The sequence below is a fragment of the Nostoc sp. NOS(2021) genome (assembly GCF_017115025.1).
Taxonomy (GTDB): Bacteria; Cyanobacteriota; Cyanobacteriia; order Cyanobacteriales; family Nostocaceae; genus Nostoc.
The window spans coordinates 1-26,290 of sequence record NZ_JABXKM010000183.1 but is presented as its reverse complement, the minus strand read 5'-3'; the positions used below and the strand labels follow the sequence as shown (position 1 = coordinate 26,290).

Here is a 26,290-nt window from a genome sequence, read left to right as displayed (position 1 = left end):
CTCCAGTCCCCAGTCCCCAGTCCCCAGTCCCTAGACCACTTGCTCAATTTCTGCAATTTCGGGAATCATTTCCTTGAGGCGGCGCTCAATACCCATTCTCAGGGTCATTGCAGAACTGGGACAAGAACCACACGCACCTTGCAACCGCAGTTTGACAACAGGCCCATCAAGTTCTACGAGTTCCACATTGCCGCCATCAGACATCAGATAAGGGCGCATTTCATCTAAGACTGTTTCAACGTTGTCAATTGTGAGTTCCATAGTTTTAGACCTGCTAAGTTAATGATGGGCATTGGGAATTGGGCATTGGGTATGGGACATGGGGCATGGGGCATTGAATAATAATGATCCCTGTGCCCTATGGGCCGTTACTCATTAACCATTATCCAAAATTTTATTTTCCAGCTTTGTTAAATCGATCCTAAATCTAATTGCCGCTAGATTGTCAGATGTCAGTTTTTAATGACTTTTGACTAAACCACTGCTGGTTTTAGCAACTTGATATTAGATTAGCTGAAACATAGTTTTCGTGTGAGCCTCCTACTTTACTCTAGCCTTTAGGTTCTGCTTTGCAGTATGGCGGAAGGCAGGATTTAATGCTGCTAAGTACACGTCACTCTCAAAAGGGGTTAAAAATCTATTTTTCGTAGGTTGAGTAGAGCGGAGCGAAAGCCAACATTTAGGCGTTTATTGTGTTTTGCTTTTTAACCCGATCTACAATTATACAATTTTAGTGGCTAGGGACGCAACTCTTTGCAATTTAGTTAGGACTTACGCAAAACTACACATGGTAGGGGCAATTCATGAATTGCCCCTACCAGAGAATCAGGGTTTTGACTATTGTTTGCGTAAGTCCTATTAGTTATTAAATAATAATTGCTCAAATAATTTAAAGTTAAAAAACTCAAAACCCAGTATTGTTAAGTATCCAAACTCCAAACTCAGCACTCCAAACTCCTAACTCCTAACTCAGCACTCCAAACTCAGGACTGTTGTTGAGTCGCTATCACTAGATGAAACCATGACTGGTTGTTGATATAGTGGCACTGTAAATGTGACTGTTGAGCCAAGTCCTTCGCCCAGACTATAAAAATGTACCTCGCCGCCCATTGCCTCCACTAGCTTCTGGGATATTGCCAGTCCTAAACCTGTACCGCCATACTGGCGAGTGCGGGAGCCATCCACCTGAGAGAATAATTGAAACAGTTTATCTTGTTTGTCCAAAGAAACACCGATGCCAGTGTCTGCGACTCGTACTCTCACCATGCCAGGAAATTGCTGATCTTGAAAGTTGGCTTTTTTGAGTACTAAATCGGCGCTGACGGTGATGCCGCCTTCATGGGTAAATTTGATGGCATTACCTACCAAATTGAGCATAACTTGTAGCAAACGTTGGTAGTTGCTTTGGACAATGATTTCATCAGAGGTAGGAGGCATTTGCATCCGAAAGCTGAGGTTTCTCATTTCTGATTGGGGACGCATGAAACTTTCTACATCACTGAATAGCTCATCTAGCTTGACTGGAGCGTAAACTAGTTCCATTTTACCAGCTTCGATTTTGGCAATGTCCAAAATATCGTTGATGATATTCAGCAGATGTATCGATAAGTTGTGAGCCTCTGCCAAAAATTGGTTTTGTTCTTCTGGGTCATCTGCCATCCCTTCTAAAATCAGCTTCAAGAAGCCAATCATGCCGTTGAGGGGGGTACGAATTTCATGGGATACATTAGCCAGAAACTCACTTTTGAGGCGGGAAGCTTCTTCGGCTTTTTGACGCGCTGCTTCTAATTCTTTATATAAAGTAGCATGTGCGATCGCAGTTCCCAATTGATCTGCTGCTTCTTTTGCCAGTTCTAATTCCGATTCTGTTAATGTGTAGCATTCATCCTGCCAATTCAAGGCAACCAATCCATTGGCCTGGTCTTGATAGCAAGTCGCAACCACCAAAGTTTTCTGCCGCCTAGACTCCGTGTATCCAGGCACTTCCATCACAACTGGTTCTAGGGTTGCCAAGACTTGAGCAAAGGCAGGATCAGAAGCTATATCTATTTCTAAGCCAAGCATTGATTTGAGTTCTGGCTGGCGATACTCAGCCTTCACCTCCACTTTTAAGCTTGAGAGCTGATAAGGACAAATAATGCAGCGCTCTAGTCGCAGTGCTTTACCCAAACTGTCAACTGTTTGCTGCCAAATAATATCTAAATCCAGTGTCCGCCGAATATTTTTGGTAATCCGATTTACCAGTTTTTGGTGTTGCTGTGATCGTATTGCCAACTCTATTTGTGTGGGCGTTTTACATGCCACACGTACTTGTTTTTTGTTGAGTGTCGCTTGCACTAACCGTCCCATCACTAAAACTGTAGTGGCAGCCATTCCCAAACTCGGCATAATCGGACTAATCACTAAGTCCAACTCAAATAATTCCTGGTGGTAGCTAAACCAACACTGAAACCTTTCTGGCACCAAACTTATCAAAATTCGGTGCAATCGTTCCAAATAAGTAACCTTATCCACCGGGGCAAAGGTTTGGGTCTGGTTCAGCTCGTCAACTATTTTTTCGGTATTTAACCCCAGGAGTTCGCTGTGCTGCCAACAAAAGGTCAGATAGCGCCCTGCCCCATCTTGCGTATACACCAACTCGGCTCCTAGAGTTGGTAACGAGCCATCAGTCTTACTGGTAATAGATTCCAGATTTTGGGAAAATACATTCGGCAATTGGGAATTGGCAGTAATAGTCATTAATTGAGTTGGATAGACAAAGGGTATCCGACCGTAATCTTACTAAAGCTGCTCAAATTTTTGCATAAATTTTTACAGCTTTTTCATTTTTTATTTGGTATTTTGAAATCCAGATTGGCAAACTTCACTTTTTTTAACTTGCATTGACAGCTGACTGATGGCGTCAATCATTCCATTCACCGCGAGGAGGAACGGGGGTACGCACAGGAGTGCGCGTCAGTTCATCATCTCTGAGGATTTCACCCCGCAACCACTGGCGAATCGCCACCTCAATCACTTTACTTGGGTCATTGGTGAGATGTTGAATTTGTTCTAGTAACTCGGAGTCTAGGCGGACAGCAATTTCTACCTTCTCGGCTCGTGTGTTTTCCGCTTCGGTAGTTTTCTCTTGCATATTCATAGGTTTATATACTCTGAATTGGTTTTGTCTAAAGCTTTGTAAAGTAGTTATATTCATCATTTGGGCTAATTCACTGAACAGTTTTCAAGGGCGCAGTTACATAGTTCCCCGAAATAGCACCAAAGTAACAGCTTTAAGTTTCAAATCGCATTTTTCATATAACTGACTAGACAATAGCTTTCTAGAAATTTTGTCGGCAAATCAGTGATTCTGGGCGATTACGGGTGATAATTGCCCATGATCCCTACATGATCCCTACATGTACTTATTTACATTTATTGTACGCTCCTAGCTGTTGAATACTAGCAGCGACAAATAGACTTTCATAATATTCTTAAAAGTTCACCTATTTAGATCCAAAGTTAAAGATGGGGTGAAGAGGGGCATTGGACATTGGGCATGGGGCATTGGGTATTGGGCATTGGGGAAATAATAAATAACTCCTCACTCCTCACTCCTCACTCCTCACTCCTCACTTAGCACTCGGAACTCAGCACTAAAAGCTAGGAGCGTCTTGGCTAAGAAAGCATTAAAATACATTAAGTAAATTGCTCTTTTAACTTTGGTTGCTGCTAAGGCAAAGATAGTATATGACTGACGTTCCCGCAGTTCGCATTCGCAATTTTTGTATTATTGCTCACATCGACCACGGGAAATCAACCCTCGCCGATCGCTTGCTGCAAGCTACTGGCACTGTTGAAGACCGACAGATGAAGGAACAGTTTCTCGACAATATGGATCTGGAACGGGAGCGCGGCATTACAATTAAGCTGCAAGCTGCCCGGATGAACTACACAGCTAAGGATGGTCAGCAGTATGTGCTGAACCTAATCGATACTCCGGGACATGTGGATTTTTCGTATGAAGTCTCCCGCTCTCTTGTTGCTTGTGAAGGAGCGCTATTAGTAGTGGATGCGTCCCAAGGTGTAGAGGCGCAAACTTTGGCAAATGTATATTTAGCGTTAGAGAGTAACCTGGAAATTATCCCGGTTTTGAATAAAATCGATTTGCCTGGGGCTGAACCAGAACGGGTAATTGGCGAAATTGAAGAAATTATCGGTCTAGATTGCAGTGGGGCGATACTGGCCTCTGCTAAAGAAGGAATTGGTATTGATGAGATTTTAGAAGCAGTTGTCGAGCGGATACCGCCACCGCCCAATACGATAAATGAACGCTTACGAGCGTTAATATTTGATAGCTATTACGACAGCTACCGGGGAGTAATTGTGTATTTCCGGGTGATGGATGGCACTGTGAGAAAAGGCGATCGCATCCATTTAATGGCATCCGGTAAAGAATTTGAAATTGATGAGTTAGGCGTCCTTTCTCCCACTCAAAAGCAAGTTGAAGAACTGCACGCTGGGGAAGTAGGCTATTTGGGAGCGGCAATTAGAGCTGTAGCCGATGCACGGGTTGGCGATACAATTACCCTAAGTAAGGCGAAAGCAGAGTCAGCCTTACCAGGTTATGCAGAAGCGAAGCCAATGGTTTATTGTGGGATGTTCCCCATTGATGCTGACCAATTTGAAGACTTGCGGGAAGCCCTGGAAAAGCTCGAACTCAACGATGCGGCGCTGCACTACGAACCAGAAACTTCGAGCGCGATGGGGTTTGGTTTCCGTTGCGGTTTCTTGGGCTTGCTGCACATGGAAATTGTCCAAGAACGTCTAGAGCGAGAGTATAACCTAGATTTAATCATTACAGCCCCCTCGGTGGTTTATAAGGTGATCACCCTGAAAGGCGAGGAACTGTACATCGATAATCCCAGCCGTTTACCTTCTCCCAACGATCGCGAAAGAATTGAAGAACCCTACGTGCAAGTAGAGATGATTACGCCGGAAACCTACGTCGGCGCTTTAATGGAGTTGTCACAAAATCGCCGTGGCATCTTTAAAGATATGAAATATCTCACCCAAGGACGAACCACCCTGACTTACGAACTCCCCTTGGCGGAAGTTGTGACTGACTTTTTTGATCAGATGAAATCGCGATCGCGCGGTTATGCCAGCATGGAATATCACCTCATTGGCTACCGTGAAAATCCTCTGGTGAAGCTGGATATCATGATTAACGGCGATCCGGTGGATTCATTGGCGATGATTGTGCATCGAGATAAAGCTTACAACGTCGGGCGGTCAATGGCAGAAAAACTCAAGGAACTAATTCCCCGCCATCAATTTAAAGTGCCAATTCAAGCGTCTATCGGCAGTAAAGTTATCGCCAGTGAACACATTCCCGCCTTGCGGAAAGATGTGCTAGCCAAGTGCTACGGTGGTGACATCAGCCGGAAGAAGAAACTCTTACAGAAGCAAGCAAAAGGTAAAAAGCGGATGAAATCTGTGGGTACTGTGGACGTACCCCAGGAAGCCTTTATGGCAGTATTGCGCTTGGATCAAAACTAATTTAATCCTGAGAGACGATTGGCTGCTTGCGGCTACATCTAAACCTGAAAAAACATAAAAACCTAACCCCCCAGCCTAGTCTGGGGAGTTAGGTTTTTGATTACTGAGGACTAGCCCTTTCAAGGTCACTGATAAAATCTCTGCTTTCCTCTCTGCGTTCTCCGTGCCTCTGCGGTTTAAAAGTTATTTATTGAACCACAGAGGCGCAGAGAACACAGAGAAAAGAGGAATTATTATCCAAAAATTTTACCCACCTTGAAAGGGCTAGTCCTAAACTGATAAATGAATTCACTCTTATTAAAACCCTGTGCAAAAGGGGTTTTTTCTTTTTTCCCTTGTCCCCGAAGTTCGGATCGCCGACTTCCGGCGCTCCCAGTTGTCTCCCCCTCCCCTTGTCCTATAAAGGTCAAAGGAGCCACGAAAACAATATTATTTACCCTACTTACAGATCAGAAAAACAGCAGTTATTATGACTCAATACTGATTATCGTAAAAAAGCTTGTATATTAGCACAGGAAACAACGTATCAGAATCCTAACAGAGGAATAAAACATGCTGGAATTATTGGGTTCAGGTTTGGTGTCGCTTTGGCTGGAAATGGCCGGGGTACAAATCAAGCCACTAGATGCCTTAGATGCTTTGACTTGGCAAAGTAGCCCTGGCTTGGTTCTTGCCCCTGATCCCAATCCAGCTGGGGCGACTACGGTACAGGAATATTTGAAAAAGCTCATCACATCAAAAGTTGTGGCGCCAAATCTGGCTGAGAGTCAGGGAATTTGGATGCAGTCGGGGCCGATGCTGATGGCAAATCACCAAGGTACAACACCTCTGCCGGCTGCCTCCTTAACCAAAATTGCCACGACATTAGTTGCTTTGAAAACTTGGGGGCCAGATTACCAATTTGATACTTTGGTGAGTGTGACTGGGCCAGTGGTAAATGGAGTTGTGCAGGGCGATTTGGTGATTACAGGTCGTGGTGATCCTTTGTTTGTTTGGGAAGAAGCGATCGCTCTTGGTAATACTCTCAATAAAATGGGCATCAAGCAGGTAAAGGGAAATTTGATCATTACTGGCAGTTTTGCCATGAATTTCCAACGTCAGCCGATGCTAGCAGGTCTGATGCTCAAACAAACACTAAATCGTGCGACTTGGGGCCGCCCCGCTATTTACAGCTACTCAATTATGCCCAAGGGAACGCCCAAACCTCAAGTTGTGATTACAGGTGCAGTGAAAGTTGAGGCCCAACCAAATGCTCAACAAACTTTGTTACTGCGTCATCGCTCGTTGCCCTTGAAGCAACTAATCAAGGAGATGAACGTTTACAGTAACAACGATATGGCAGAGATGCTGGCAGACTCAGTAGGGGGAGCAAATGTAGTGCAGTCAACCGCCGCCAACCTTGCGAGGGTGCCACAAATGGAAATTCAGTTAATCAATGGTTCTGGACTCGGCCCCCAAAATCGCATTTCCCCCAGAGCTATCTGTGCCATGCTGATGGCTATTCAAATTGAGGCATCTACCCATCAACTAAATCTGGCTGACTTGTTCCTCCTGTCTGGATTTGATCACCGGGGGACACTACACTCCAGACACATTCCCCTTGCGACTGTGATCAAAACTGGTACCCTCCGGGATGTCAGCGCTTTAGCGGGAGTGATGCCCACACGCGATCGCGGTTTGGTTTGGTTTGCGATTATCAACCGTGGGACAAATGTCGGGGGTTTGCGGACTGGACAAGACCAACTATTGCAAAGTGTTGTCAAACAATTACAAGTATCTCCAACCGTTCCTGCTGCCCTCACTCCCCACTCAGTTATCAACTCTTTACCCCAGCTAGGTGCAGATAGTCGGAATGAAATCTTGTTCAAAAGTTAGTTTATGTTGGTAAAAATAACTATATATAGATTTGTCACGACTAAGCAACAATTAGGCTTATAAGAATGTTGGCTGTGATTATGCGATTTCCCAAAATATCCCGGTCTCTACCTCAACTTACTACTCATGTTTTAGCGATCGCGCTCGGAGTTGTGCTAATGGTTAGTACATTGCAGGTATTGCCCTCCCAAGCCAAACCAGCACCCACAGTAACTGCTGGAGATACTTCAAAACTAATTGTCCAACAGCAATCACCAGCCACTGCTACGATCGGTAGCACTAGCTTTGTCACAGCCGCAGTGAATCGTGTGGGCACAGCAGTTGTCCGCATTGATACTGAGCGGACAATTACTCGTCGCGTTGATCCATTTTCGGAAGACCCCTTTTTCCGTCGGTTTTTTGGTGACGGTTTCTCCCAACAGATGCCTTCTGAGCAGCAGTTGCGCGGTCTCGGCTCAGGTTTCATTATTGACAAAAGCGGGTTAGTTCTGACTAATGCTCATGTGGTCGATAAGGCTGATAAAGTAACAGTCCGACTCAAAGATGGCCGCACCTTTGAAGGAAAAGTTCAAGGCATTGATGAAGTCACAGATTTGGCAGTAGTCAAGATTAATGCTGGTAACGATTTGCCGGTTGCGCCCTTGGGTTCTTCCAGTAATGTCCAAGTAGGAGACTGGGCGATCGCAGTTGGTAATCCTTTAGGATTTGATAACACCGTTACTTTGGGAATTGTCAGTACCCTCAAACGTTCCAGCGCCCAAGTTGGTATTAGTGACAAACGCTTGGATTTTATACAAACCGACGCCGCGATTAACCCTGGTAACTCTGGCGGGCCACTATTGAATGGTCTAGGTGAAGTGATTGGCATTAACACAGCCATTCGTCCTGATGCAATGGGTATTGGGTTTGCGATTCCCATCGATAAAGCCAAAGCGATCGCCGCGCAACTGCAACGTGATGGCAAAGTTGCTCACCCTTATTTGGGCGTGCAAATGTTAACTTTGACACCCGATCTTGCCAAGCAAAATAACACCGATCCCAACTCTCCGATTCAGATACCAGAAATTAATGGTGTTTTTGTCATGCGAGTTGTCCCCAATTCTCCAGCTGCATCTGCGGGTATCCGGCGCGGGGATGTAATTCTTCAAGTTGATGGTAAAGATATTACCAGTGCTGAACAATTGCAGAACTTTGTGGAAGACAGTCGTCTTGGTCAAGTATTACAGGTGAAAGTGCAACGGGGTAATCAGACACAGCAGCTTTCAATACGCACAGCTGAGTTGCAAAATGCTTCATAGGGGCGCACATCTGTTATTGGTGTCAACTTAAGCATATTAGACAGTCTAGAAAAGCTTGCTCTCGTTCCCAGCCAGAGGCTGGGAATGCCCCCTGTGGGCGCTGCCGCCTCGTTTACTAGCGGCAGCAGCCCAATGAGGTAGATTTCCCGGTTCTACCTTCTTTTCCACCCAAATATGTAATTTAAAAAATTTATTATCGCTGAACTCTTTTCTAGAGTCTGTTTATGTTTCCATGTCTCCATACCTTTGATGAACCTCATTCAGAGTACTTAAACAGCTTGAGCTTAAGCCCAGATGGAATTCTTCTGGCAGGCTGTTTTCACAATCTTGTCAAGGTTTGGGATTTAACGACTGGGAATAGCAACCATTCATTTGAACTGGGAGGAGATCGGTATGGTCACTTTAATACTTTGGTAAATCCAGACTGGAAAAGCATCATCAGTAATGATAGCTATGGCAATCTCCGAACCTATGACTTTTGGACAGGAGAGGAAGTCTTCTCTTTTCAAGGAGATTCCAGTGCTTTAGCATTTACTCCTGATGGAAAAGTATTATTTTCAGCCACATGCAAAGCTCCTTATGGTACGAATGCCAGGATTGAGATTAATGTTATTGAATCCTCAACGGGACAATTACTACGCACCTTGCTATTTGCAAATGCATATCTTCCAATTCGCTGTTTACTAGCCAGCTCAGATGGTAGTATTTTGGTAGCTCAAGCATTTGATCTCCTAACTCAAGTTTGGGATTGGCAAAATGGGCAAGTTCTCAGCACATTTAATGCCCTACCTTCAAATTCTTCCCTCCATTCCCCCAATTGTGTTTGTAGGCATTGGCTTGATGCAGTTGGAACTCGCCCAAATGGTCAAATCATTGCTGGTGTGGCACAAAGGGACAAACCTAGTCAAGAAACGACCGTTGCCATTTGGGATATACAAACCACGGAAGTCCTTTATACACTTGGCATCAGCCAGCGCGAACCTGATTCGGGTATGCCTCATAGTGCTATGACACCTGATGGCTCACTGCTTGCCGTTGGCAATATTAAGGAAATTGAAGTTTGGGATCTGGAGAATAGGCAGCAGCTTTGTGTACTGTATGGGCATAAGTCTAGGATTGACCATCTCACAATTAGCCTAGATGGGAAAACCATTGTCAGCTATGCGTTTAATGACAGTATCAAAGTTTGGCATAGTAATGAGAGTTGCCATAATCGTTAGGTTATCAAAGGGTGCGATCGCTCCAGGAATACTGCTCGCTGGTTAAGTGAGCCTTTTTTGCAGCTGATGCCAACGAGTTTAAATCACTTACCAACCGCTAATACTAGACCTTCATGGGCTAGTATGGCTTGAGGAAAGGCAAATTTAACATCTACTTGAACCTGGTCAAGAAAATCATCATGGTCATCTGGGTGATGATGAGAAATCGCTAGCCGTTGGATGCCAGCATTCAGAGATGCATTCACCGCAGCTTGCCAGAGTAAATCAGCAGAGTCATGATTGTGAGACGTAGGGGGAGTATAAGTGGCATTGGCAATCAGCAAGTCAACGCCTTTAATAAACTGTAAAATCCGCTCTCGCTCCACTTGATCTGCATTCTGGTGCAAATCCGTGACATAAGCAACACTATACTCTTGCCAAGTAACTCGGTAGCCAACTGAGCGCTGAGTTTGATTGATTAATGCAGTTGTAATGGTGACATCATCTAGCTTTACGTCACCGTCTGGAATCAGATTGTAAAACTGCAATTCCGACTGCATTACCTGTAAAGGGTAAGGAAAGTGTGGCTGGAGCATCTGGTCATACAGACATTGTTTGATTGAGGCTCCATTTGAGGCAGCTGTGCCGTAAATGTGAAAACAATTTTCCCCAATAAATGCGGGAGCGAAAAAGGGAAACCCTTGAATCCGATTTGATTGGCAGTTGGTAAAAAATAAATGGGCTTCTAGTGGCTGTTGCAGTTGTTGCCAAGTTTTACCCAGTATGCGTAAGCCAGTACCGCCATCAAAAATCAAGCGTTTCCCAGCTACATGCATTTCTACACAAGCGGTATTACCACCATAACGATTGGTGTTGCTAGTTGGAGTGGGAATCAAACCTCTTACACCCCAGAATTGCACGAGAAATTCACTTGCTGGACTACTTGGCATGGTAGCTGACTTTTCTCTTATGTAGCTCTGGGAACCCGACAACTCAAAATTTGACATTTTTCTTGAAATTAGACCTTACTGAGCAGGTCATCGTAGCGCCGCACTTCCAACAGCCTGTTTTTTTCGTCCACAATGACTACCGTAGGAGAGTAACTTTTTAACTCTTCTGGAGTGAACTGCCCGTAAGTCATTATAATCAAGCGATCGCCAATAATGCCTAGACGTGCCGCACCTCCATTTAACTCAATGACTCCTGAATGGGCTGGAGCCGGGATCGCATAGGTAATAAAGCGCTGACCGTTGGCACTATTAACTACTTGCACCTGCTCATAGGGTAAGATACCAGCTTTTTCCAAAAGGATTTCATCAATGCTGATACTACCCACGTAGTTGATATTCGCCCCTGTGAGGGTGCAGTTATGAATTTTTGCCAAAAGGAGAGTACGCTGCATTCTGGTTTGGGATTGGTGGCAGTTTTTGCGATCCGTAACAAGCGAAAGCTATTAGAGTCAGGAGCGAGGATTGATAAGTGAGGAGTTAGGAATAAAAATTCATAACTCTTAACTTATAACTCTTAACTCCTAACTCTTCTATTATCCTCTATAAGCTTTGACGGATTTTTCTACTAAAGCTGCAACCTTGTCCACATCTTGCCAACCGAGAATTTCAGTCACCTTTTTTTCCAAATTTTTATAACTACGGAAAAATTCGGCAATTTCATCTAAGCGGTGTGGCGCTACGTCTTTCAGTGATTTTACTTGAGTGTAGCGCGGATCTTTGTCAGGAACACAAAGGATTTTCTCATCGCGATCGCCACCGTCAATCATCTCCAAGAAGCCAATCGGTCGTGCGGCAATCACACAGCCTGGAAAGGTTGGCTCGTCAATTATGACCATACCATCTAGGGGATCGCCATCATCAGCCAAAGTATTGGGTACAAACCCGTAGTCATAGGGATATTGTACCGAGGAATAAAGTACTCGGTCTAGAGCAAAAGCTTCTAGTTCCTTGTCGTATTCGTATTTATTTTTACTTCCGCCAGTAATTTCAATCAGAACGTTGATTAGACCTGGTTTCGGTTGGGCAGGAATACGAGATAAGTCCACAAAAAACTCCTCCGGTAACAGTGAATCATTAGGGAACTCAGCTTCGCTCCCCGTGTAGAATTTTAGGGCAATATGGATCTCTTCCCAAGGTATTTATTCAACGGTATGGGGCATTGGGCATTGGGCATTGGTTATTTCTCCCTCACCCCTCTCATCTCCCCCAGTCCCCACTCCCTTGAATTAGCCAAAAAATAAATGGAAAAAGCGTTGCGAAGTTTCCTTGCAACGCTTTTTCCAAGAGGGTATTATGGATATCCTCCGCCATTAATTTCTGTTAGAGGGATTTCTGCCCCTATTCTGTCAAGACAGCTGAAATCTGGAGTCACACAATACAGATTCAGCTTATTCCTGATGAACTACATCCAAATCTACAGAGGTTGTCTCAACATCAGTGTTCTCCTTTTTTGTAGCTCTCCGGTTGGGGAAATCCTACTATAAAGCTTTATCAATCTTTACTTCCTTGTAGGTTTTGAACCAGGGGTTGCTGGTTATTTTGAACATTAGTTGAAGAATAGTGGGCGATCACAAAGACCGGTAGGGTGAGAGTCAACAGAGCGATCGCAGTTCCCACAATGTCTGCCAAACGTTGGGAATATGTGTCGGCAGAATTGGCAGACTGGCTATTTGAATTCATACAAAATTGAAGTTATTCGTAATACTGTGTAGGTCTACTCTCTCAGTGAGAGTGTTGATGCTATTTTAGCTATTTTTCAACTGTAAAATGTCTAGCATTGTACAAACTAAACCAGTTTTACAACTGTCATGATAGCGTTTTGATACATGGAATTCTTAATACCAAGTTACAAGTCAACAAATCATGTTTTATTTTGTGATTAATATTTTCAGATGTTTCCCTGTATGGTGTAACGGTTGGCATACGCGAAGTTAACTTTAACAGCATCATAAATTACTTTTTTTCGCTGATTAAAGATTAATTAGCAAAATCTATTTGTCCGATACTTCATGATTATAACATCCTGCAACGCCTTTGATAAGGTCATTTTACTGAAATTGCTAATTTGTGATACAGGACACAAAACCGCAAAAGCACTGATAGATATTCAGTGTTTTCGATTCTTCTACGGTAGTTATACACAAAAATATTTGACACCAAAGAATAAACTGGTAGTAATGATTTTTGTAACCACTCATAACTACCGAATAAATACAGATACCTGAACTGTGTTGTGGAGCATGGATTCAGTGATACTACTAAACAAATATTTCAGAATTTTAATTTTCCAATCTATGTAATATCACAGCAATTTTGTCAATCTATATATAGGTAGAGTAAAAATACTTTGTCAGGTGACACAGACGAGTAACGGGTGATCACCAGACTTCGTTTGTATCTGAACAAAAGACCCAATCACAATTTCCAGATCCTAAATCCGTATAACTTTTTGGATAAATCAAAATCTCATACGAGAAATTGTATAACAAATTAATCAGCTAAAAAAACCGCCACTAACAATAATAGGGCGGTCTGGTTAAGCAATCGGAGGGTAATTACAGATTACTCTGCTAATAAATGAAATTGCTGTAACGAAGTTTGCACTTGCAAATAGGGCATTGGGCATTGGGCATGGTTATTCTCCTTGTCTCCCTCATCTCCCCATTACCCCTTATCCCCAGAGGGGGCCCCACCTTCCCCACTCGCTACTTTTTTCCGTAAACACTCATTGGTTCCTTGATAAATCGGGTGTAAAGATGCTTAAACGTAGACTTAATTACGCGGGGCATACCAAAATCGATGGGCATCAACTTGTCTGGTAGCCGCCAATCTTCTATTTTTAATAAGTCAGGATTTAAATGCGGAAAGTCTATGGCAGCAAGTTCTGGACAAACTCCTAGCCTTTGGGAAGCTGCAACTGTGGGCACTTGTTCAGGAGGAACATTGAGGATTTCTACCATTGTCCGATCTAGAGCAAATATATCTGATGCAGCTGCTAAAATGCCCAGTTGGCGAGGTTCACCGTTGCTGGGGCCATTACCTTCATGACCGATGATGCCATCTAATATGGTTAAGTTAGGGTTAATTGCCCTGGCAGTTTCTACTAACATTTCACCAAATCTATTCGCGTCTTTTCCAGCTTCCATGTGCCACCAAGCTTTCATTTTGCCGGGGACGCAACCAAATAAGTTTTTTACGCCCAGTGTTAATGTCAACTGCATATGTGATTTCACTTTAGGTAGGTTAATCACTACATCTGCTTCCATTGCTTCTTTAGACAGCCGCAAATGGTTAAAATTGTCGCTAATGGTTTGGTAACGCTGACCGTGAAAATCGATGATGGGAAGATTCAGTTCTTCTAAAATAGGCAGATAGCCATTTGCCACTGCTACGCCCTTGGCACTGCCAAAAGCCGGACTATCGCCCAAAAATGGCTTACCACCAACCTCAATTACCATCTGGGCAACTTCGTAAACTAGTTCGGCACGGGTGATACACTCTTTACCAGGACGCGTCCCTGTAAGTAGATTCGGTTTGAGTAAAACGCGATCGCCTTTTTTGACAAACGCCGCTATTCCCCCAAAAGGTTCCAGCAGTGTGACTAAAGATTGCCGTAAAGCCTCCCGTTCGTAGGATGTAGCCCGAATTAAACTGACGGATGGTTTTTGAGTGTGCATGGGTAATAGATTACGAGTAGTGAAGATAGGAGAAATCAGAATTTATTTCATTTTCTTCTATCTTCCTACTGGTCTGTCAAATTCATTTTGACGGTTAGAGAGACGCGATAAATCGCCGTCTCTACTCTTAATTTATCCATCAATTATTTATTGACAGACTACTACTTTGTTTTAATCTACTTTGCCCGATTCTGCTTTCAGGGGTAAGATACTACTCATCTGTTCTAGATTTAAGACTCTGGCTAAGTCTGCTTCACTCATTAATCCTCGTTCTAGAACAATCTGCCGCAGAGATTTACCAGTTTCTAAAGATTCTTTGGCGACAGCAGCAGCATTTAAATAACCGATGTGGGTATTTAGTGCGGTTACTAAAGCTAAACTGCCTTCGGCGTATGCTAAACAACGTTCCTGGTTAGCAGTAATTCCCTTGATGCAGCGTTCGGTGAGTGCGGCGATGGTATTACCGAGAATTTCGATACTGTGAATCAAGTTATAGGCAATCAGCGGCATCATCACATTTAATTCTAATTGTCCGGCTTGTGCGGCTAAAGCGATCGCACTGTCGTAACCCATCACCTGAAAACATACCATTGATGTCATCTCTGCCATGACTGGGTTATATTTTCCTGGCATAATCGAGGAACCGGGTTGCACTGGAGGCAGTTGAATTTCTTTGAAACCAGTTTTTGGCCCCGAATCCATCAGCCGCAAATCGTGAGAGATTTTGACTAAATCCTGCGCTAAGTTGCGTAAAGCCCCAGAAACATTTACAAATGGTGCCATACTTTGCATGGCTGCCATGAGGTGGGGCGCAGGTTCTAAAGGAGTATCAATCAATTCTGAGAGAACTTCTACCACACGGGCGCGATATAGAGGATGAGTATTTAACCCCGTTCCGGCTGCACTACCTCCCAAACCCAGCACCATCAAATCACCAGAGGCGGTGTAAATCCGGTTTTGGTGTTCTGTAAGGATTTGCGCCCAAGCCCGAAAATTATCACCCAAACGCACGGGTACAGCATCTTGTAAGTGGGTTCTGCCAGATTTGACGATATCTTGAAATTCTACAGCTTTATTTTCTAAGGACGCGATCGCCCCATCTATTGCTGGGTGTAATATCTTGGATAATGCCAATAATCCACCAATGCGAATTGCCGTAGGAATCACATCATTGGTAGACTGCCCATAATTAACGTGGTCATTAGGACTAACACGTTTGTAATTGCCCTTTTCTTCGCCAAGTATTTCTAAGGCGCGATTTGCTAAAACTTCGTTGACATTCATGTGGTGGGATGTTCCAGCACCCGCCTGATAAACATCTACGACAAATTGATCGCGAAACTTCCCAGCTAAGATTTCATCAGTTGCTTGGACAATCGCCTGACTAATATCTTGGGGTATACAATTCAGTTCTCCATTTACAATTGCTGTAGCTTTTTTAATTATTAATCCAGCGTCTACGTAAGTATGTAGAGGCTTGATGCCGCTAATAGGGAAGTTTTCGATAGCTCGTAGCGTTTGAATGCCGTAATAAACGCTACTAGCTATTTGGCGATCGCCCATCGAATCGCGTTCGATGCGGAATTGGGAGTCTGTGTGTTCAGTCATAGTATTGTTTTAAGAGAGCTACAGAAAACAGATTTTCCCACGCAGGCACACTCAGATACACTAATCTGCATAGATTTTGCATATTTGCTTGGCTGCTTGTTGCTTTACATTTGTTAATTTTGAAGTTTGATTTTTGAATTCCCTATGACCATACCCAACTGGATTACTTTCTCTCGCCTCTTGGGGATACCATTTCTACTTTACGGTTTATATAATCCCACACCTCAAGCTCAGTGGATATGTTTGGCGATTTTTCTGATTGCGGCATTGACTGATTGGTTAGACGGCTATTTGGCGCGGAAACTCAACCAAATTAGTGAATTGGGTAAATTTCTTGATCCCTTAGTGGATAAACTTCTGGTACTTGCGCCGTTGCTGGTTTTTATTGAACTAGGAAAAGTGCCGGCTTGGGGAGTGTTTTTGATTTTAGCGCGAGAATTAGCGATCGCAGGTTGGCGAGTAAATCAAACGACGATTACCGGGGCGAATATTTGGGGTAAACTCAAAACTGTTAGTCAAATAGTCGCGATCGCACTTTTGATTGCGCCTCTGGGTGAAGTGTGGCAAACTCCCTCTCTGATTGCCTTTTGGGTTTCTGTTGCCCTGACTTTAATCTCTGGGGGTATTTATCTTTTGCCACAAAAAGCTAGGACTAATGAAACGACAATATAGTATTGTAATTCAGTGGTCTAATGAAGACAAAAAGTACATTGTCAGCTTACCTGAGTTTGGCCCCTATGCACACACTCATGGATTTGACTGCGAACGTTTCCTTTCGGTTTGTGTAATTCTCACCCTAATTATAGGAACACTCAGTAATTTCAAAAATGATTCAACAAAATTTTATCGGAGTTATGAGGTATAGTCTTTATTCTTAACTCCTAACTTTTTTCATGCCAGCCAAAATCTTACCACCGCCCCTAAAACCTGGAGACTTACTACGAGTAATTGCCCCTAGTGGTGCTTTGCGAGAATTTGAGGCATTAGGGCGGAGTGTAGAAATTTGGCGATCGCGTGGTTATCGATTAGAAATCAGTCCCCAGATAGATGACAAATGGGGTTATCTGGCAGGAATAGACGAAAACCGCCGTCAGCAATTAGCAGCAGCATGGCAAGATCCTGATTGTCGCGGTATTCTCTGTGCCAGAGGCGGTTTTGGCAGCACCCGCATCTTAGAAAATTGGAATTGGCCAAACTCAGCACTTCCTAAGTGGTTGATTGGCTTTTCTGATATCACAGCTTTATTATGGAACCTTTATACAGCAGGGATTTCCGGCGTTCATGCTCCTGTACTGATGACTTTGGCAGATGAGCCAAATTGGTCAATTGAGCGATTATTCGATTGGGTGGAAGGTCGCCCTCTCGCCCCTCTCAAAGGTTGCGGTTGGGGTGGCGGCGTCGTTAATGGCACTTTGTTACCTGGTAATCTCACGGTTGCTACTCACCTTTTGGGTACACCAACCCTGCCAAATCTGGATGGTGTAATTCTGGCGTTGGAGGATGTTACGGAAGCACCTTATCGCATCGATAGGATGCTGACGCAGTGGCGTTTGAGTGGTGCTTTGTCTAAAGTCTGCGGTATTGCTTTGGGCGGTTTTACTCGTTGTGAAGCGCCGCCAACAGTGCCTAGCTTTAGTGTAGAAGAAGTTCTGCGCGATCGCTTAGGTGATTTGGGTATTCCTGTTGTCTCTGATTTGCCTTTTGGCCATGATAGTCCCAATGCAGCCTTGCCGGTGGGTGTAGAGGTAACTTTAGATGGGGATGCGGGAATATTAGCGATCGCGCATCCGCATTAAATTAACGTGAGTTCGATGAACCTCTCCCGGACAACCTCCCTCTCCGAAACGGAAAGGGAGGAGCAACGTAAAATTAAGCTTTTTGCTCCCCTCTCCACATCGGAGAGGGGCTGGGGGAGAGGTCAAATAAGACTTGTCGAACTCACGTTAAGTTAAAATAAGATCCGCTTCTGGTTAAACAGTCATAATCCACTCACAGAATAATCTTTTAAATGCTCTGGTAAATTCCAATTAATTTTCGGATCTGGCTGATGTTTTACTGGCTCAACATTCCCGCGCCAAGCAGCCCCCATAATTTGCATAGTTTGGTAAATGATTGTATTCCAACCTTTTTCCTTTAAATAATCTAAGCCTTGTGCTACATCAGGGGAAGTTAAATCATGGAACAAAATTAAAGCATCCGCCTCTGCCAATGGTTCACAAATAATCGTATCATTGAGCGGAGCTGCTGCTTCATGATCGCCATCAATGAAAATCAATGACCACTTGCGTTGTAATTGTTTAGCTAACTCCTCTACCTTTTGTGGACTATAACCGGCTACTAAATTAACTGAGTCGAGAACACCAGCAAGTCGTAGGGAACTAGTTACACTTTCATAAACATCTTCTCTAGCTAAAAGAGGATCAATTACATCTAATTGCACTCCAGCTAATGCCAGATGACAGGCAGACCAACCCCGCAAACAACCAATTTCTAAAGCTTTTTTCCCGGCAAATTTGAGTGCTGTATTATATAAAATATGTGTCTCATCTCGATTGAGGAACCCTATAAATGGCTCATCTTTATCCACATACCAGTTATGGGGAATTTCTCGACGTAAATAAGACCAATAACAATTATTGAGGTCTCCAATAATCATATTGGGGAAAGATGAATCAGGATAAACTATCTCAAATTCGGGTGAAATATAGTCCCAACTAGACAATGAGATATTTGGAACAACTTCATTAGTGTTTGCCATTATTTGTTTTTCTCCAAAAATTCATTATGTACTAGTTTTGTCAGTCTTACCAATTAAATTACGTAATTCAGGATTAACAGTAACACACTATGGTTCAATAGTTAATACTGAGATCAAGTCAAATCCTCAAGCGAAGGGTAATCGCCCCTAGTGTGGCGCTGCGAGAACTAGAGACATCTAGGCGCGGGTGGAAAGAAAGGCGATCGCGCATGGCTAGCATGTATAAATTAGCCACAGTATTTTATAGGGGGCTTTTACTAAATGTGAATCACCGCCAAGCCGTACTAGCTGTACTGTAGAGAAGGAGAAAATATTCTCCGTATAATCTGTGAACTGTGATGATAGATAAATTCAAAAATAGCATATAATACCTAAACAATCCCCCTTATTAAAATTTATTGAGTGATTAATTAGATGCCAAAAAAATATGTACCTAACGTCTTTTTAAAAGTTGAAGATTCACAGTTATATGCAATTTTTGCTTGGAGTCAGCGAACAGCAGAAATTATTCCATCAAAATCGTGGCTGACAATCCTAGAAATATTTATTCATGAACATTCATTAGAGAATGCTTACCAAATATTTCAAAAAATTAAATCAGCTTCTATAGCGGATAAAGTCATTCAGGAACTAGATAAATATAAACAGCTTCTTCAAGATGCTATAGTTTTTTTAGCAGATGGCAGCCTCACAATTTTTGGTAAAGGCTTTCGGAGTTTTATCGAAAAGGAAATGCAATTTGAACTTGGTTCATTAAGTAGAGAAACTTATCAAGTCCTGCCACAATTATTTTCTCAGTATCAATTAGACGATGACCGAGAATCTATTGAGAATATAGAAGACTTTCGTAAATTAGTAGAACGCTTAGAAAATCTTGGTTTACTATCCCCTGCTACCGGTTCGATAGATTGGGGTGATTTGAAAAAAACAGTTCCCATTTGTCAGGCTTTTGGATTGACAAGAGGTACCCCCGTCGATAGATACTATCTCAGCAAATTTATTAAAGAAATTCAAACCCAAATCGGTGGCAATATCTTAGAAATAGGAGGAACACCAAAAGATAAAGATTTCTATCAAATTAATGCTGGTACATCATATCAAATTCTCAACTTAGAAGCAGGCCCAGGAGTTGATATAGTTGGGGATGTTCACGAGGTATCCGTTATCAAACCAGAATCTTATGATTCAGTGATAATTTTTAACGTCTTAGAACATTGTTATGCCCCCTGGATAGCGGTGGAAAACATCTACACTTGGCTAAAACCTGGTGGAAAATGTTTTGCAATGGTACCAAGTGCTATTAGAGTTCATGCTACTCCCGTTGATTATTGGCGACCTTTACCTGATGCTTTCGCCTGGATGTTTAGAAATTTTTCCCAACATAAGTTGTATGTCTATGGCAATCCTACCACTGTAATAGCTAGTTATCATGGAATAGCCGTAGAAGAACTGACATCTGAAGAACTAGACGCTTATCATCCAGATTATCCCGTCGCAACTTGTATTTTGGCTGAAAAGTAAACCTAAATGTGTGAGGAAAAATTCTTTCTTTATGAAAATTGCTCTTGTCGCTTGGGGTTATATCCCTGAACCTCCCCTATCACATTCTGTTTTAACTGTAATACATGATTACAAAAATTTTTTAGAGAAAATTGGACATCAAGTCGATATCTTAAATGAGAAAAATGTTAACGAAGTCATAGAATACATTAATAATAATAATTATGATTTTGTGCATTTACACGCCTACAGTTTTGTGAGCGAATTTAATCGAAATCTTAAACAGAAGTATTGTTTCACCTGCCATGATGGTTATTTGTTTAAAACAAATAAATGGAATGAAGAATTTAGAGAAGCATTTCAACATTATTTCAATGCACCTGGGATAATTGCCCTTTCTCATGTAACAAAAGATTTTTTTCTGAAATCAGGGTATTCTGGATACATATCAGTGCAAGTGAACGGTATTGATACTCAGAAAGTAAATTTTCAAGCTCAAGGAAATAATAAAGCTATTTGTTTAGGTTGGATTCAACCAAGAAAACAGCAGAAATTACTGGCAAAAATAATAGACGGAAAGATTGCAATAGATTTTGTAGGCCCTTTAGATGACCCTGATTTTGTCGAAGGAACAACAACAAAATATTTAGGTGTGTGGAGTTTAAAACAAGTTTATTCTCGTCTCACAGATTATAGTTGTTTAGTTTTAATTAGTGAGGGAGAAGTTGCACCACTCGTAGTACTAGAAGCAATGGCAGCAGGTTTATGTGTAGTTGTTTCCGAATCTGCTAGCGCCAATTTACATAACAAAGAATTTATTAGAGTTTTGCCAGATAATATTTTAACTAATACGACACTAGAAGCTCAAAAAATTGTCACCGATACAATTAGCGAGATGATTGAGAAAAACCAATATTATCGCCCAGTAATTTTAGAATACGTCCGAGACAACTTTGATTTTAGTCGTATAATTTATAATTATAATGATATTATTCATGAATTTATAAACTTAACACAGTTAAGGAGTAATTTATCAGACTTTTAACAAGTTTCGTTATTAGGACTTACGCAAAATATCTCTCAAACTCTGATTTCTCCGTGTCCTCTGCGCCTCTGCGGTTCGTTATTCCGTAACTCGTGCGTAAGTCCTAGTTATGTAAGAATAGCTTAGTATTCTAATCCTAGATAATCACAAATCCGTCCTTTGTCAATAGTATTTTTGTATGAACAATACGATAATGATTTAACGATGAAAACTGTAGTTTTTGATTCCAGTCATGAAATATCAATTATCCTCTGTACCTACAATCGGGCAAAATATTTAAACAATTGCATTGATAGTGTTATCGCTCAAACTTTTAAAGATTGGGAACTGATTATAGTTGATGACGGCAGCCAAGATAATACTTTTGAAATTGTCAATCCTTATATTCAACAATTTCCAAATATCCGGTATTTGAAACATCAAAACAGGAAGCAGTGCTATGCTAAAAATGCTGGTATCCAGGCATCTTTCGGCAAATACATCACATTTCTGGATAGCGATGATGCGTACAAAGTCAATCACCTGGATGCGCGAATCGAATATATGAGAGCTAATCCAGAAATTGACTTGATTGAAGGTGGATTCGCAACAGAAGAAGAGGTTTGGGTTGCAGATTATTTTCAACCAGGTCAAAAAATTAATCTCCGAGAATGTGTTTTAGGCCCAACATTTTTTGGGAAGAGGCAGGTATTTTTTGAGCTAAAAGGATTTAATCATATTGCCTATGGAGAGGATACAGACTTTTGGTATCGGGCAGCAAAAATCTTCAGAACCGAAAAAGTAACCGAACCCCAAACCTATATTTACACAAGAGCAGAAACTAGTATTACCAAAAGTGTTTTGGAGAGTATTTCTTAATCTGATTAACTACCTGGCATGAAAAATATCCTTTTTCTATCCCAAATAAGCCATTATTATCGCCGATTCATTGCTTCTGTTTGGCAGATGTTACTTCTAGGGATTGTCCTAAGTTCATTTCTTATATTTTTATCTGGTTGTCAGGGACTAACACAGAAGGATGACGGAGTAATTCATTTGACCCTATGGCAAGCAATCAATCCCCCTGCCAATCGGGATGTGTTTGAAAAACTGGTAGACAAATTTAATCAGACTCATACTGATATCCAGGTAGAATCTGTTTTCTTAGCTCAACCAGAATTGCCGAAAATATTAACAGCAGTTGTGGGTAATGTGCCTCCAGATATCCTGGCATTCTACCCACAAATTACAGGTCAGTTGGTAGATTTAGGGGCAATTCGACCTTTAGAAGATTGGTTGGACAAATTGCCCATAAAGTCAGAAATCACACCTAACTTACTTGCAGAATTGCAATTAGATGGTCATCTTTGGTCAGCCCCATTGTACACAAGTAATATAGGCATTTTTTACAGACCTAAGCTTTTCCAAGCTGCGGGAATTACGCAAACCCCTAAGACTTGGGAAGAATTGAGGCAAGTTGCCAAAAAATTGACCATAGACCGCAATGGCGACAACCGACCAGAACAGTACGGAATTGTACTGCCTTTAGGGAAGGGAGAATGGACAGTCTTTAGTTGGTTCCCTTTTTTATTGAGCGCTGGGGGAGAAGTACTGAGAAATAACCGACCGGATTTAACGAACGCTGGAGCGCTGAAAGCCTTACAATTCTGGCAACAGCTATTAACAGATGGTTCAGCAACGCTTTCTTCTCCAGAACGGGGTTATGAAGAGGATGCTTTTATCGCGGGTCGTGTTGCTATGCAAATTACGGGCCCTTGGACTTATATCACGAAATCCAAAGTTGATTACGACGCATTTCCCATACCTGCAAATGTTGGTCAAGCGACGGTGACAGGTGGCGGAAATCTGTATGTGATGAAGACCACACCAGCCAGAGAAGAAGCCGCACTCAAGTTTTTAGAATATGTTTTGAGTGAAGAATTCCAAAAAGAATGGAGTATCGGCACCGGTTTTTTACCAGTTAATCTCAAAGCTGCACAAAGTGAAGCTTATCAACAATTCATCAACCAAAAACCTTGGTTAAAAGTCTTTCTGGAGCAAATTCCTATAGCTGGCGCTCGACCGATTATTCCTGAATATAGTCGTCTTTCTGACAGTCTTGGTCGAGCTATCGAGGCTACATTGCTGGGTGAGTCTCCCGAAAAAGCTCTCAAAACAGCGCAAGAGCGTTTAGAAATTATTTGGGAATAAAAATTCGTAATAACGACTAAATTATTTTAGCTTTGCTTCCCGGACTATCAGGTGCAACCACAGCCATCCTAACCCACTCCCAATAAAATAATAGGGGAAATCTGCCCAAGTGAAGACAGTACCAATTAACATTTTTCCCCACCAAAATGAACGCACCAAATTTAGAAATGGTGGATGCCACAATTGCATAAACTCCAACAAGCAAGTAATTACCAATACCCATAAAGGGATTTGCCAAACTGAAGAACGAGTGGTCATAAATAGAAAGGCGAACAAGCACCAAAATATCTCATAAAAAATCCCTCCTACCTCTTGGTTCAACCACCAAGTAGAATAGCGATAGTGACTGTATAAAAGCCCAATGGAGAGAATAATAGCCAGAGAAAGAATGGTTTGCCGGCGAATGTTTGTAAGTAGTGGCATTATTTAGGGTTTCCAATCAATTATTTCCTAGTTTGTTGCTCTAAAACCAGAATTAATTACAAATTAAAAATTATTTGGTTATGCAGAAACTTCAGTTTTGCGATGTAAATTTCTTTTTAATGTACACAAGCCAATTGCTGGTATGGCTCCCAGAATCGCTGCTGTAAGTCCTTGTCCACTCCAATATAATATGGGAGTACGGTAGGTTTCTGGAATAAAATTTTGCACCAGAAAAAGCAACCAAACCAAAATAGTAATCCAGAAGAAAGAGATTGAGGGTAAAAAATTCCACCACCAAATGCCTGCTGTATATCGCCTCAATACTAGCCATTGGCAAATCCCTAGCCAAATTCCAGAAATTATATATGCGATCGCAGACAGAAATCCAAAAATAAAAGTTTCTTCAGGAGATGATAAAACAATGGTTGAAATGTATTTAATCCAGGCTGTAGAAACACCGTTGGCAATCAGCCAACCGACACTAGTAGCAAATAGCCACTGCCAACCCGATAAATATCGGTAAATGACAAGGCTCTGGTCAGCAGCAAAAATCACAGCAAATACAACGTTACTGAGACTTCTGACCAAAACACTCCATGCTTGTGGTTGGATAGCAACGCTAGATGAGAGATTTTGGAGAATAATTTTCTCTAAGGCGATACTGGCAACGCCACCCACAACCCATCCGATCAGGGTCATTAAGGTAAACTGAATAAAGAACCTCTGTCGCTGCGATCGCGGAATCAAAAACTTTCTTGGGTTAGGCTCGTTATTAGCAGATGCAACATGATCGGGACTGTTAGAGTCAGTTTGCATATAAAGTTAGGGGAGTGGAGAGTAGGGAAAACAGATAAGAGTAACAAAATTCTTTTATATTCCAATTTCTTTGTTGATTCTTGTTTTATCCCATTTTTTACTTCCGACTCCCCTTTGCCGTGAAGCGACTAGGGCTTTTGCTGCCAACCTGCTGAAAAAGCGTAATCCCGGAATGATAAGCTAAACAGTGGCATAAAAATTGTGACTTAGGATGAAGTAATAAATGGGTGTTTCCTCAACGACTCCTCATCTCTTACGGGCTGCTCGTGGTGAAGTAGTAGATCGTCCCCCTGTATGGATGATGCGCCAAGCGGGACGATATATGAAAGCATATCGAGACTTAAGAGAGAAGTATCCTTCGTTTCGCGATCGCTCGGAAATTCCAGAAGTAGCAATTGAAGTTTCCTTGCAACCGTGGAGAGCCTTCCAGCCAGATGGAGTAATTTTATTTTCTGATATTGTCACCCCATTACCTGGTTTGGGCATTGACATGGACATCGCCGAAGGTAAAGGGCCAATCATTCACTCGCCCCTCCGCACTCAAGAACAAATTGATCGTCTGCATCCTTTAGAACCAGAAGCAGCTCTACCATTTATCAAGACAATTTTGCAAGCGCTGCGCTCTGAAGTAGGCGATAAATCAACGGTGTTGGGCTTTGTGGGTGCGCCGTGGACGTTAGCAGCTTATGCAGTTGAGGGAAAAGGTTCTAAAACCTACTCCATCATCAAAAACATGGCATTTTCAGAGCCGATAATACTGCATCAATTGTTAGCTAAATTAGCAGATGCGATCGCCATCTATGCCCGCTACCAAATTGACTCTGGCGCTCAAGTTGTGCAAATGTTCGATTCTTGGGCAGGTCAATTGAGTCCTCAAGATTATGATACCTTTGCTCTCCCATATCAGCAGAGAGTTTTCCAGCAGGTTAAGCAAACCCATCCCGATACACCTTTGATTTTGCTAGTTAGCGGTAGTGCGGGTGTGTTGGAAAGAATGGCACAATCTGGCGCTGATATTGTCAGTGTAGACTGGGCAGTGGATATGGCAGACGCACGAGCCAGATTGGGCAAACAAGTCAAAGTTCAGGGAAATCTTGACCCAGGCGTGCTATTCGGCTCTAAACAGTTTATCCGCGATCGCATTCTTGATACCGTTCGCAAAGCTGGCAATTGGGGTCACATTCTCAATCTCGGTCACGGTGTCTTACCAGAAACTCCAGAAGAAAATGTTGCTTTCTTCTTTGAAACCGCAAAGGAACTGAATCTTGCAGGAGTTAAGGCTTGAGAGTCAGGAGTTATAAGTTAGGAGTTAGGAATTATAGCGTTTCCCAATCCCATAAAGTACATCAG

General features: G+C 42.4%; 23 protein-coding genes. 11 read left to right on the top strand and 12 right to left on the bottom strand.

The features are described 5' to 3' along the window. Nucleotides 1-30: 30 nt before the first annotated feature. The 3 genes from HWQ41_RS21205 to HWQ41_RS21195 form a co-directional block, all read right to left on the bottom strand. Nucleotides 31-261 (bottom strand): NifU family protein, encoded by a 231-nt coding sequence (locus HWQ41_RS21205; protein ID WP_012408256.1) that lies wholly within the window; start codon nucleotides 259-261, stop codon nucleotides 31-33. 708 nt (nucleotides 262-969) lie between these two features. Next, nucleotides 970-2,739 carry an ATP-binding protein gene (locus tag HWQ41_RS21200; RefSeq protein WP_292767116.1) on the bottom strand — a complete coding sequence of 590 codons (1,770 nt, stop codon included), beginning with the start codon at nucleotides 2,737-2,739 and terminating at the stop codon, nucleotides 970-972. Between the two features lie 163 nt (nucleotides 2,740-2,902). Continuing rightward, a complete protein-coding gene (locus tag HWQ41_RS21195; protein ID WP_292767114.1) occupies nucleotides 2,903-3,139 on the bottom strand; it encodes a hypothetical protein in 237 nt (78 codons plus the stop codon). A gap of 590 nt (nucleotides 3,140-3,729) precedes the next feature. Between HWQ41_RS21195 and lepA the strand changes: the two genes are divergently transcribed. From lepA to HWQ41_RS21175, 4 genes are all read left to right on the top strand, one after another. Then, the gene (gene lepA / locus HWQ41_RS21190; protein ID WP_292767112.1) at nucleotides 3,730-5,541 is read left to right on the top strand and encodes a translation elongation factor 4; all 1,812 of its coding nucleotides are present in this window, start codon (nucleotides 3,730-3,732) and stop codon (nucleotides 5,539-5,541) included. A gap of 552 nt (nucleotides 5,542-6,093) precedes the next feature. Further along, nucleotides 6,094-7,416, top strand: a complete 1,323-nt coding sequence (locus HWQ41_RS21185; protein ID WP_292767110.1) for a D-alanyl-D-alanine carboxypeptidase — start codon at nucleotides 6,094-6,096, stop codon at nucleotides 7,414-7,416. An 80-nt stretch (nucleotides 7,417-7,496) separates the two neighbouring features. Next, a complete protein-coding gene (locus tag HWQ41_RS21180; RefSeq protein WP_292767107.1) occupies nucleotides 7,497-8,714 on the top strand; it encodes an HhoA/HhoB/HtrA family serine endopeptidase in 1,218 nt (405 codons plus the stop codon). Between the two features lie 224 nt (nucleotides 8,715-8,938). Then, entirely contained in the window at nucleotides 8,939-9,934 is a 996-nt protein-coding gene (locus HWQ41_RS21175) for a hypothetical protein (protein WP_292767104.1), read from the top strand. Nucleotides 9,935-10,017: 83 nt separating this feature from the next. Here the strand turns inward: HWQ41_RS21175 and HWQ41_RS21170 are convergent, their stop codons facing one another. The 6 genes from HWQ41_RS21170 to HWQ41_RS21145 form a co-directional block, all read right to left on the bottom strand. Then, nucleotides 10,018-10,920, bottom strand: coding sequence for an MBL fold metallo-hydrolase (locus HWQ41_RS21170; protein WP_292767101.1), 903 nt, complete (start codon nucleotides 10,918-10,920; stop codon nucleotides 10,018-10,020). A gap of 11 nt (nucleotides 10,921-10,931) precedes the next feature. Next, the gene (gene panD, locus HWQ41_RS21165; RefSeq protein ID WP_292767098.1) at nucleotides 10,932-11,315 is read right to left on the bottom strand and encodes an aspartate 1-decarboxylase; all 384 of its coding nucleotides are present in this window, start codon (nucleotides 11,313-11,315) and stop codon (nucleotides 10,932-10,934) included. A gap of 141 nt (nucleotides 11,316-11,456) precedes the next feature. Next, nucleotides 11,457-11,969: an inorganic diphosphatase gene (locus tag HWQ41_RS21160; protein WP_292767096.1), complete on the bottom strand. Its 513-nt coding sequence runs from the start codon at nucleotides 11,967-11,969 to the stop codon at nucleotides 11,457-11,459. 445 nt (nucleotides 11,970-12,414) lie between these two features. Next, on the bottom strand, nucleotides 12,415-12,603 hold the full coding sequence (locus HWQ41_RS21155) for a hypothetical protein (RefSeq protein ID WP_292767094.1): 189 nt from the start codon (nucleotides 12,601-12,603) through the stop codon (nucleotides 12,415-12,417). Between the two features lie 1,025 nt (nucleotides 12,604-13,628). Beyond that, nucleotides 13,629-14,600 carry a DUF362 domain-containing protein gene (locus HWQ41_RS21150; RefSeq protein ID WP_292767092.1) on the bottom strand — a complete coding sequence of 324 codons (972 nt, stop codon included), beginning with the start codon at nucleotides 14,598-14,600 and terminating at the stop codon, nucleotides 13,629-13,631. 171 nt (nucleotides 14,601-14,771) lie between these two features. After that, nucleotides 14,772-16,208, bottom strand: coding sequence for an aspartate ammonia-lyase (locus HWQ41_RS21145; protein WP_292767089.1), 1,437 nt, complete (start codon nucleotides 16,206-16,208; stop codon nucleotides 14,772-14,774). A 144-nt stretch (nucleotides 16,209-16,352) separates the two neighbouring features. Here HWQ41_RS21145 and pgsA point away from each other — a divergent pair, with 144 nt between their 5' ends. Together pgsA and HWQ41_RS21130 are read left to right on the top strand one after the other, a co-directional pair. Then, nucleotides 16,353-16,880, top strand: a complete 528-nt coding sequence (gene pgsA, locus HWQ41_RS21140; protein ID WP_292767086.1) for a CDP-diacylglycerol--glycerol-3-phosphate 3-phosphatidyltransferase — start codon at nucleotides 16,353-16,355, stop codon at nucleotides 16,878-16,880. Nucleotides 16,881-17,101: 221 nt separating this feature from the next. Next, nucleotides 17,102-18,004, top strand: coding sequence for an LD-carboxypeptidase (locus HWQ41_RS21130; protein ID WP_292767084.1), 903 nt, complete (start codon nucleotides 17,102-17,104; stop codon nucleotides 18,002-18,004). A gap of 182 nt (nucleotides 18,005-18,186) precedes the next feature. Here HWQ41_RS21130 and HWQ41_RS21125 read toward each other — a convergent pair whose 3' ends face one another. Then, complete coding sequence (locus HWQ41_RS21125; protein ID WP_292767082.1) at nucleotides 18,187-18,966, bottom strand: class I SAM-dependent methyltransferase; 780 nt, start codon at nucleotides 18,964-18,966, stop codon at nucleotides 18,187-18,189. A gap of 414 nt (nucleotides 18,967-19,380) precedes the next feature. On the opposite strand from HWQ41_RS21125, the gene HWQ41_RS21120 reads away from it, so the two are divergent. The 4 genes from HWQ41_RS21120 to HWQ41_RS21105 all read left to right on the top strand — a co-directional run bounded on the left by HWQ41_RS21120 (nucleotide 19,381) and on the right by HWQ41_RS21105 (nucleotide 23,701). After that, nucleotides 19,381-20,487, top strand: a complete 1,107-nt coding sequence (locus tag HWQ41_RS21120; RefSeq protein ID WP_292767079.1) for a methyltransferase domain-containing protein — start codon at nucleotides 19,381-19,383, stop codon at nucleotides 20,485-20,487. 31 nt (nucleotides 20,488-20,518) lie between these two features. Then, nucleotides 20,519-21,511 carry a glycosyltransferase gene (locus HWQ41_RS21115; RefSeq protein ID WP_292767076.1) on the top strand — a complete coding sequence of 331 codons (993 nt, stop codon included), beginning with the start codon at nucleotides 20,519-20,521 and terminating at the stop codon, nucleotides 21,509-21,511. 204 nt (nucleotides 21,512-21,715) lie between these two features. Next, nucleotides 21,716-22,369: a glycosyltransferase family A protein gene (locus HWQ41_RS21110; protein ID WP_292767073.1), complete on the top strand. Its 654-nt coding sequence runs from the start codon at nucleotides 21,716-21,718 to the stop codon at nucleotides 22,367-22,369. 18 nt (nucleotides 22,370-22,387) lie between these two features. Next, nucleotides 22,388-23,701: an ABC transporter substrate-binding protein gene (locus HWQ41_RS21105; protein ID WP_292767070.1), complete on the top strand. Its 1,314-nt coding sequence runs from the start codon at nucleotides 22,388-22,390 to the stop codon at nucleotides 23,699-23,701. Between the two features lie 21 nt (nucleotides 23,702-23,722). On the opposite strand, the gene HWQ41_RS21100 is transcribed toward HWQ41_RS21105, so the two are convergent. Both HWQ41_RS21100 and HWQ41_RS21095 read right to left on the bottom strand, forming a co-directional pair. Beyond that, entirely contained in the window at nucleotides 23,723-24,124 is a 402-nt protein-coding gene (locus tag HWQ41_RS21100; RefSeq protein WP_292767068.1) for a DUF2809 domain-containing protein, read from the bottom strand. 78 nt (nucleotides 24,125-24,202) lie between these two features. Next, entirely contained in the window at nucleotides 24,203-24,940 is a 738-nt protein-coding gene (locus HWQ41_RS21095) for a hypothetical protein (RefSeq protein WP_292767066.1), read from the bottom strand. A gap of 223 nt (nucleotides 24,941-25,163) precedes the next feature. On the opposite strand from HWQ41_RS21095, the gene hemE reads away from it, so the two are divergent. Continuing rightward, nucleotides 25,164-26,225: a uroporphyrinogen decarboxylase gene (gene hemE / locus HWQ41_RS21090; RefSeq protein ID WP_292767063.1), complete on the top strand. Its 1,062-nt coding sequence runs from the start codon at nucleotides 25,164-25,166 to the stop codon at nucleotides 26,223-26,225. The last annotated feature ends 65 nt before the right edge of the window (nucleotides 26,226-26,290 follow it).

Coding starts and splice junctions, on each gene's coding strand:
- HWQ41_RS21150 (WP_292767092.1), bottom strand. CDS start 14,600: ATGCACACTCAAAAACCATCCGTCAGTTTAATTCGGGCTACATCCTAC.
- HWQ41_RS21125 (WP_292767082.1), bottom strand. CDS start 18,966: ATGGCAAACACTAATGAAGTTGTTCCAAATATCTCATTGTCTAGTTGG.
- HWQ41_RS21105 (WP_292767070.1), top strand. CDS start 22,388: ATGAAAAATATCCTTTTTCTATCCCAAATAAGCCATTATTATCGCCGA.
- HWQ41_RS21095 (WP_292767066.1), bottom strand. CDS start 24,940: ATGCAAACTGACTCTAACAGTCCCGATCATGTTGCATCTGCTAATAAC.
- HWQ41_RS21115 (WP_292767076.1), top strand. CDS start 20,519: ATGAAAATTGCTCTTGTCGCTTGGGGTTATATCCCTGAACCTCCCCTA.
- HWQ41_RS21110 (WP_292767073.1), top strand. CDS start 21,716: ATGAAAACTGTAGTTTTTGATTCCAGTCATGAAATATCAATTATCCTC.
- HWQ41_RS21130 (WP_292767084.1), top strand. CDS start 17,102: ATGCCAGCCAAAATCTTACCACCGCCCCTAAAACCTGGAGACTTACTA.
- HWQ41_RS21120 (WP_292767079.1), top strand. CDS start 19,381: ATGCCAAAAAAATATGTACCTAACGTCTTTTTAAAAGTTGAAGATTCA.
- HWQ41_RS21155 (WP_292767094.1), bottom strand. CDS start 12,603: ATGAATTCAAATAGCCAGTCTGCCAATTCTGCCGACACATATTCCCAA.
- HWQ41_RS21200 (WP_292767116.1), bottom strand. CDS start 2,739: ATGACTATTACTGCCAATTCCCAATTGCCGAATGTATTTTCCCAAAAT.
- HWQ41_RS21175 (WP_292767104.1), top strand. CDS start 8,939: ATGTTTCCATGTCTCCATACCTTTGATGAACCTCATTCAGAGTACTTA.
- lepA (WP_292767112.1), top strand. CDS start 3,730: ATGACTGACGTTCCCGCAGTTCGCATTCGCAATTTTTGTATTATTGCT.
- HWQ41_RS21205 (WP_012408256.1), bottom strand. CDS start 261: ATGGAACTCACAATTGACAACGTTGAAACAGTCTTAGATGAAATGCGC.
- hemE (WP_292767063.1), top strand. CDS start 25,164: ATGGGTGTTTCCTCAACGACTCCTCATCTCTTACGGGCTGCTCGTGGT.
- panD (WP_292767098.1), bottom strand. CDS start 11,315: ATGCAGCGTACTCTCCTTTTGGCAAAAATTCATAACTGCACCCTCACA.
- HWQ41_RS21145 (WP_292767089.1), bottom strand. CDS start 16,208: ATGACTGAACACACAGACTCCCAATTCCGCATCGAACGCGATTCGATG.
- HWQ41_RS21195 (WP_292767114.1), bottom strand. CDS start 3,139: ATGAATATGCAAGAGAAAACTACCGAAGCGGAAAACACACGAGCCGAG.
- HWQ41_RS21185 (WP_292767110.1), top strand. CDS start 6,094: ATGCTGGAATTATTGGGTTCAGGTTTGGTGTCGCTTTGGCTGGAAATG.
- pgsA (WP_292767086.1), top strand. CDS start 16,353: ATGACCATACCCAACTGGATTACTTTCTCTCGCCTCTTGGGGATACCA.
- HWQ41_RS21180 (WP_292767107.1), top strand. CDS start 7,497: ATGCGATTTCCCAAAATATCCCGGTCTCTACCTCAACTTACTACTCAT.
- HWQ41_RS21100 (WP_292767068.1), bottom strand. CDS start 24,124: ATGCCACTACTTACAAACATTCGCCGGCAAACCATTCTTTCTCTGGCT.
- HWQ41_RS21170 (WP_292767101.1), bottom strand. CDS start 10,920: ATGTCAAATTTTGAGTTGTCGGGTTCCCAGAGCTACATAAGAGAAAAG.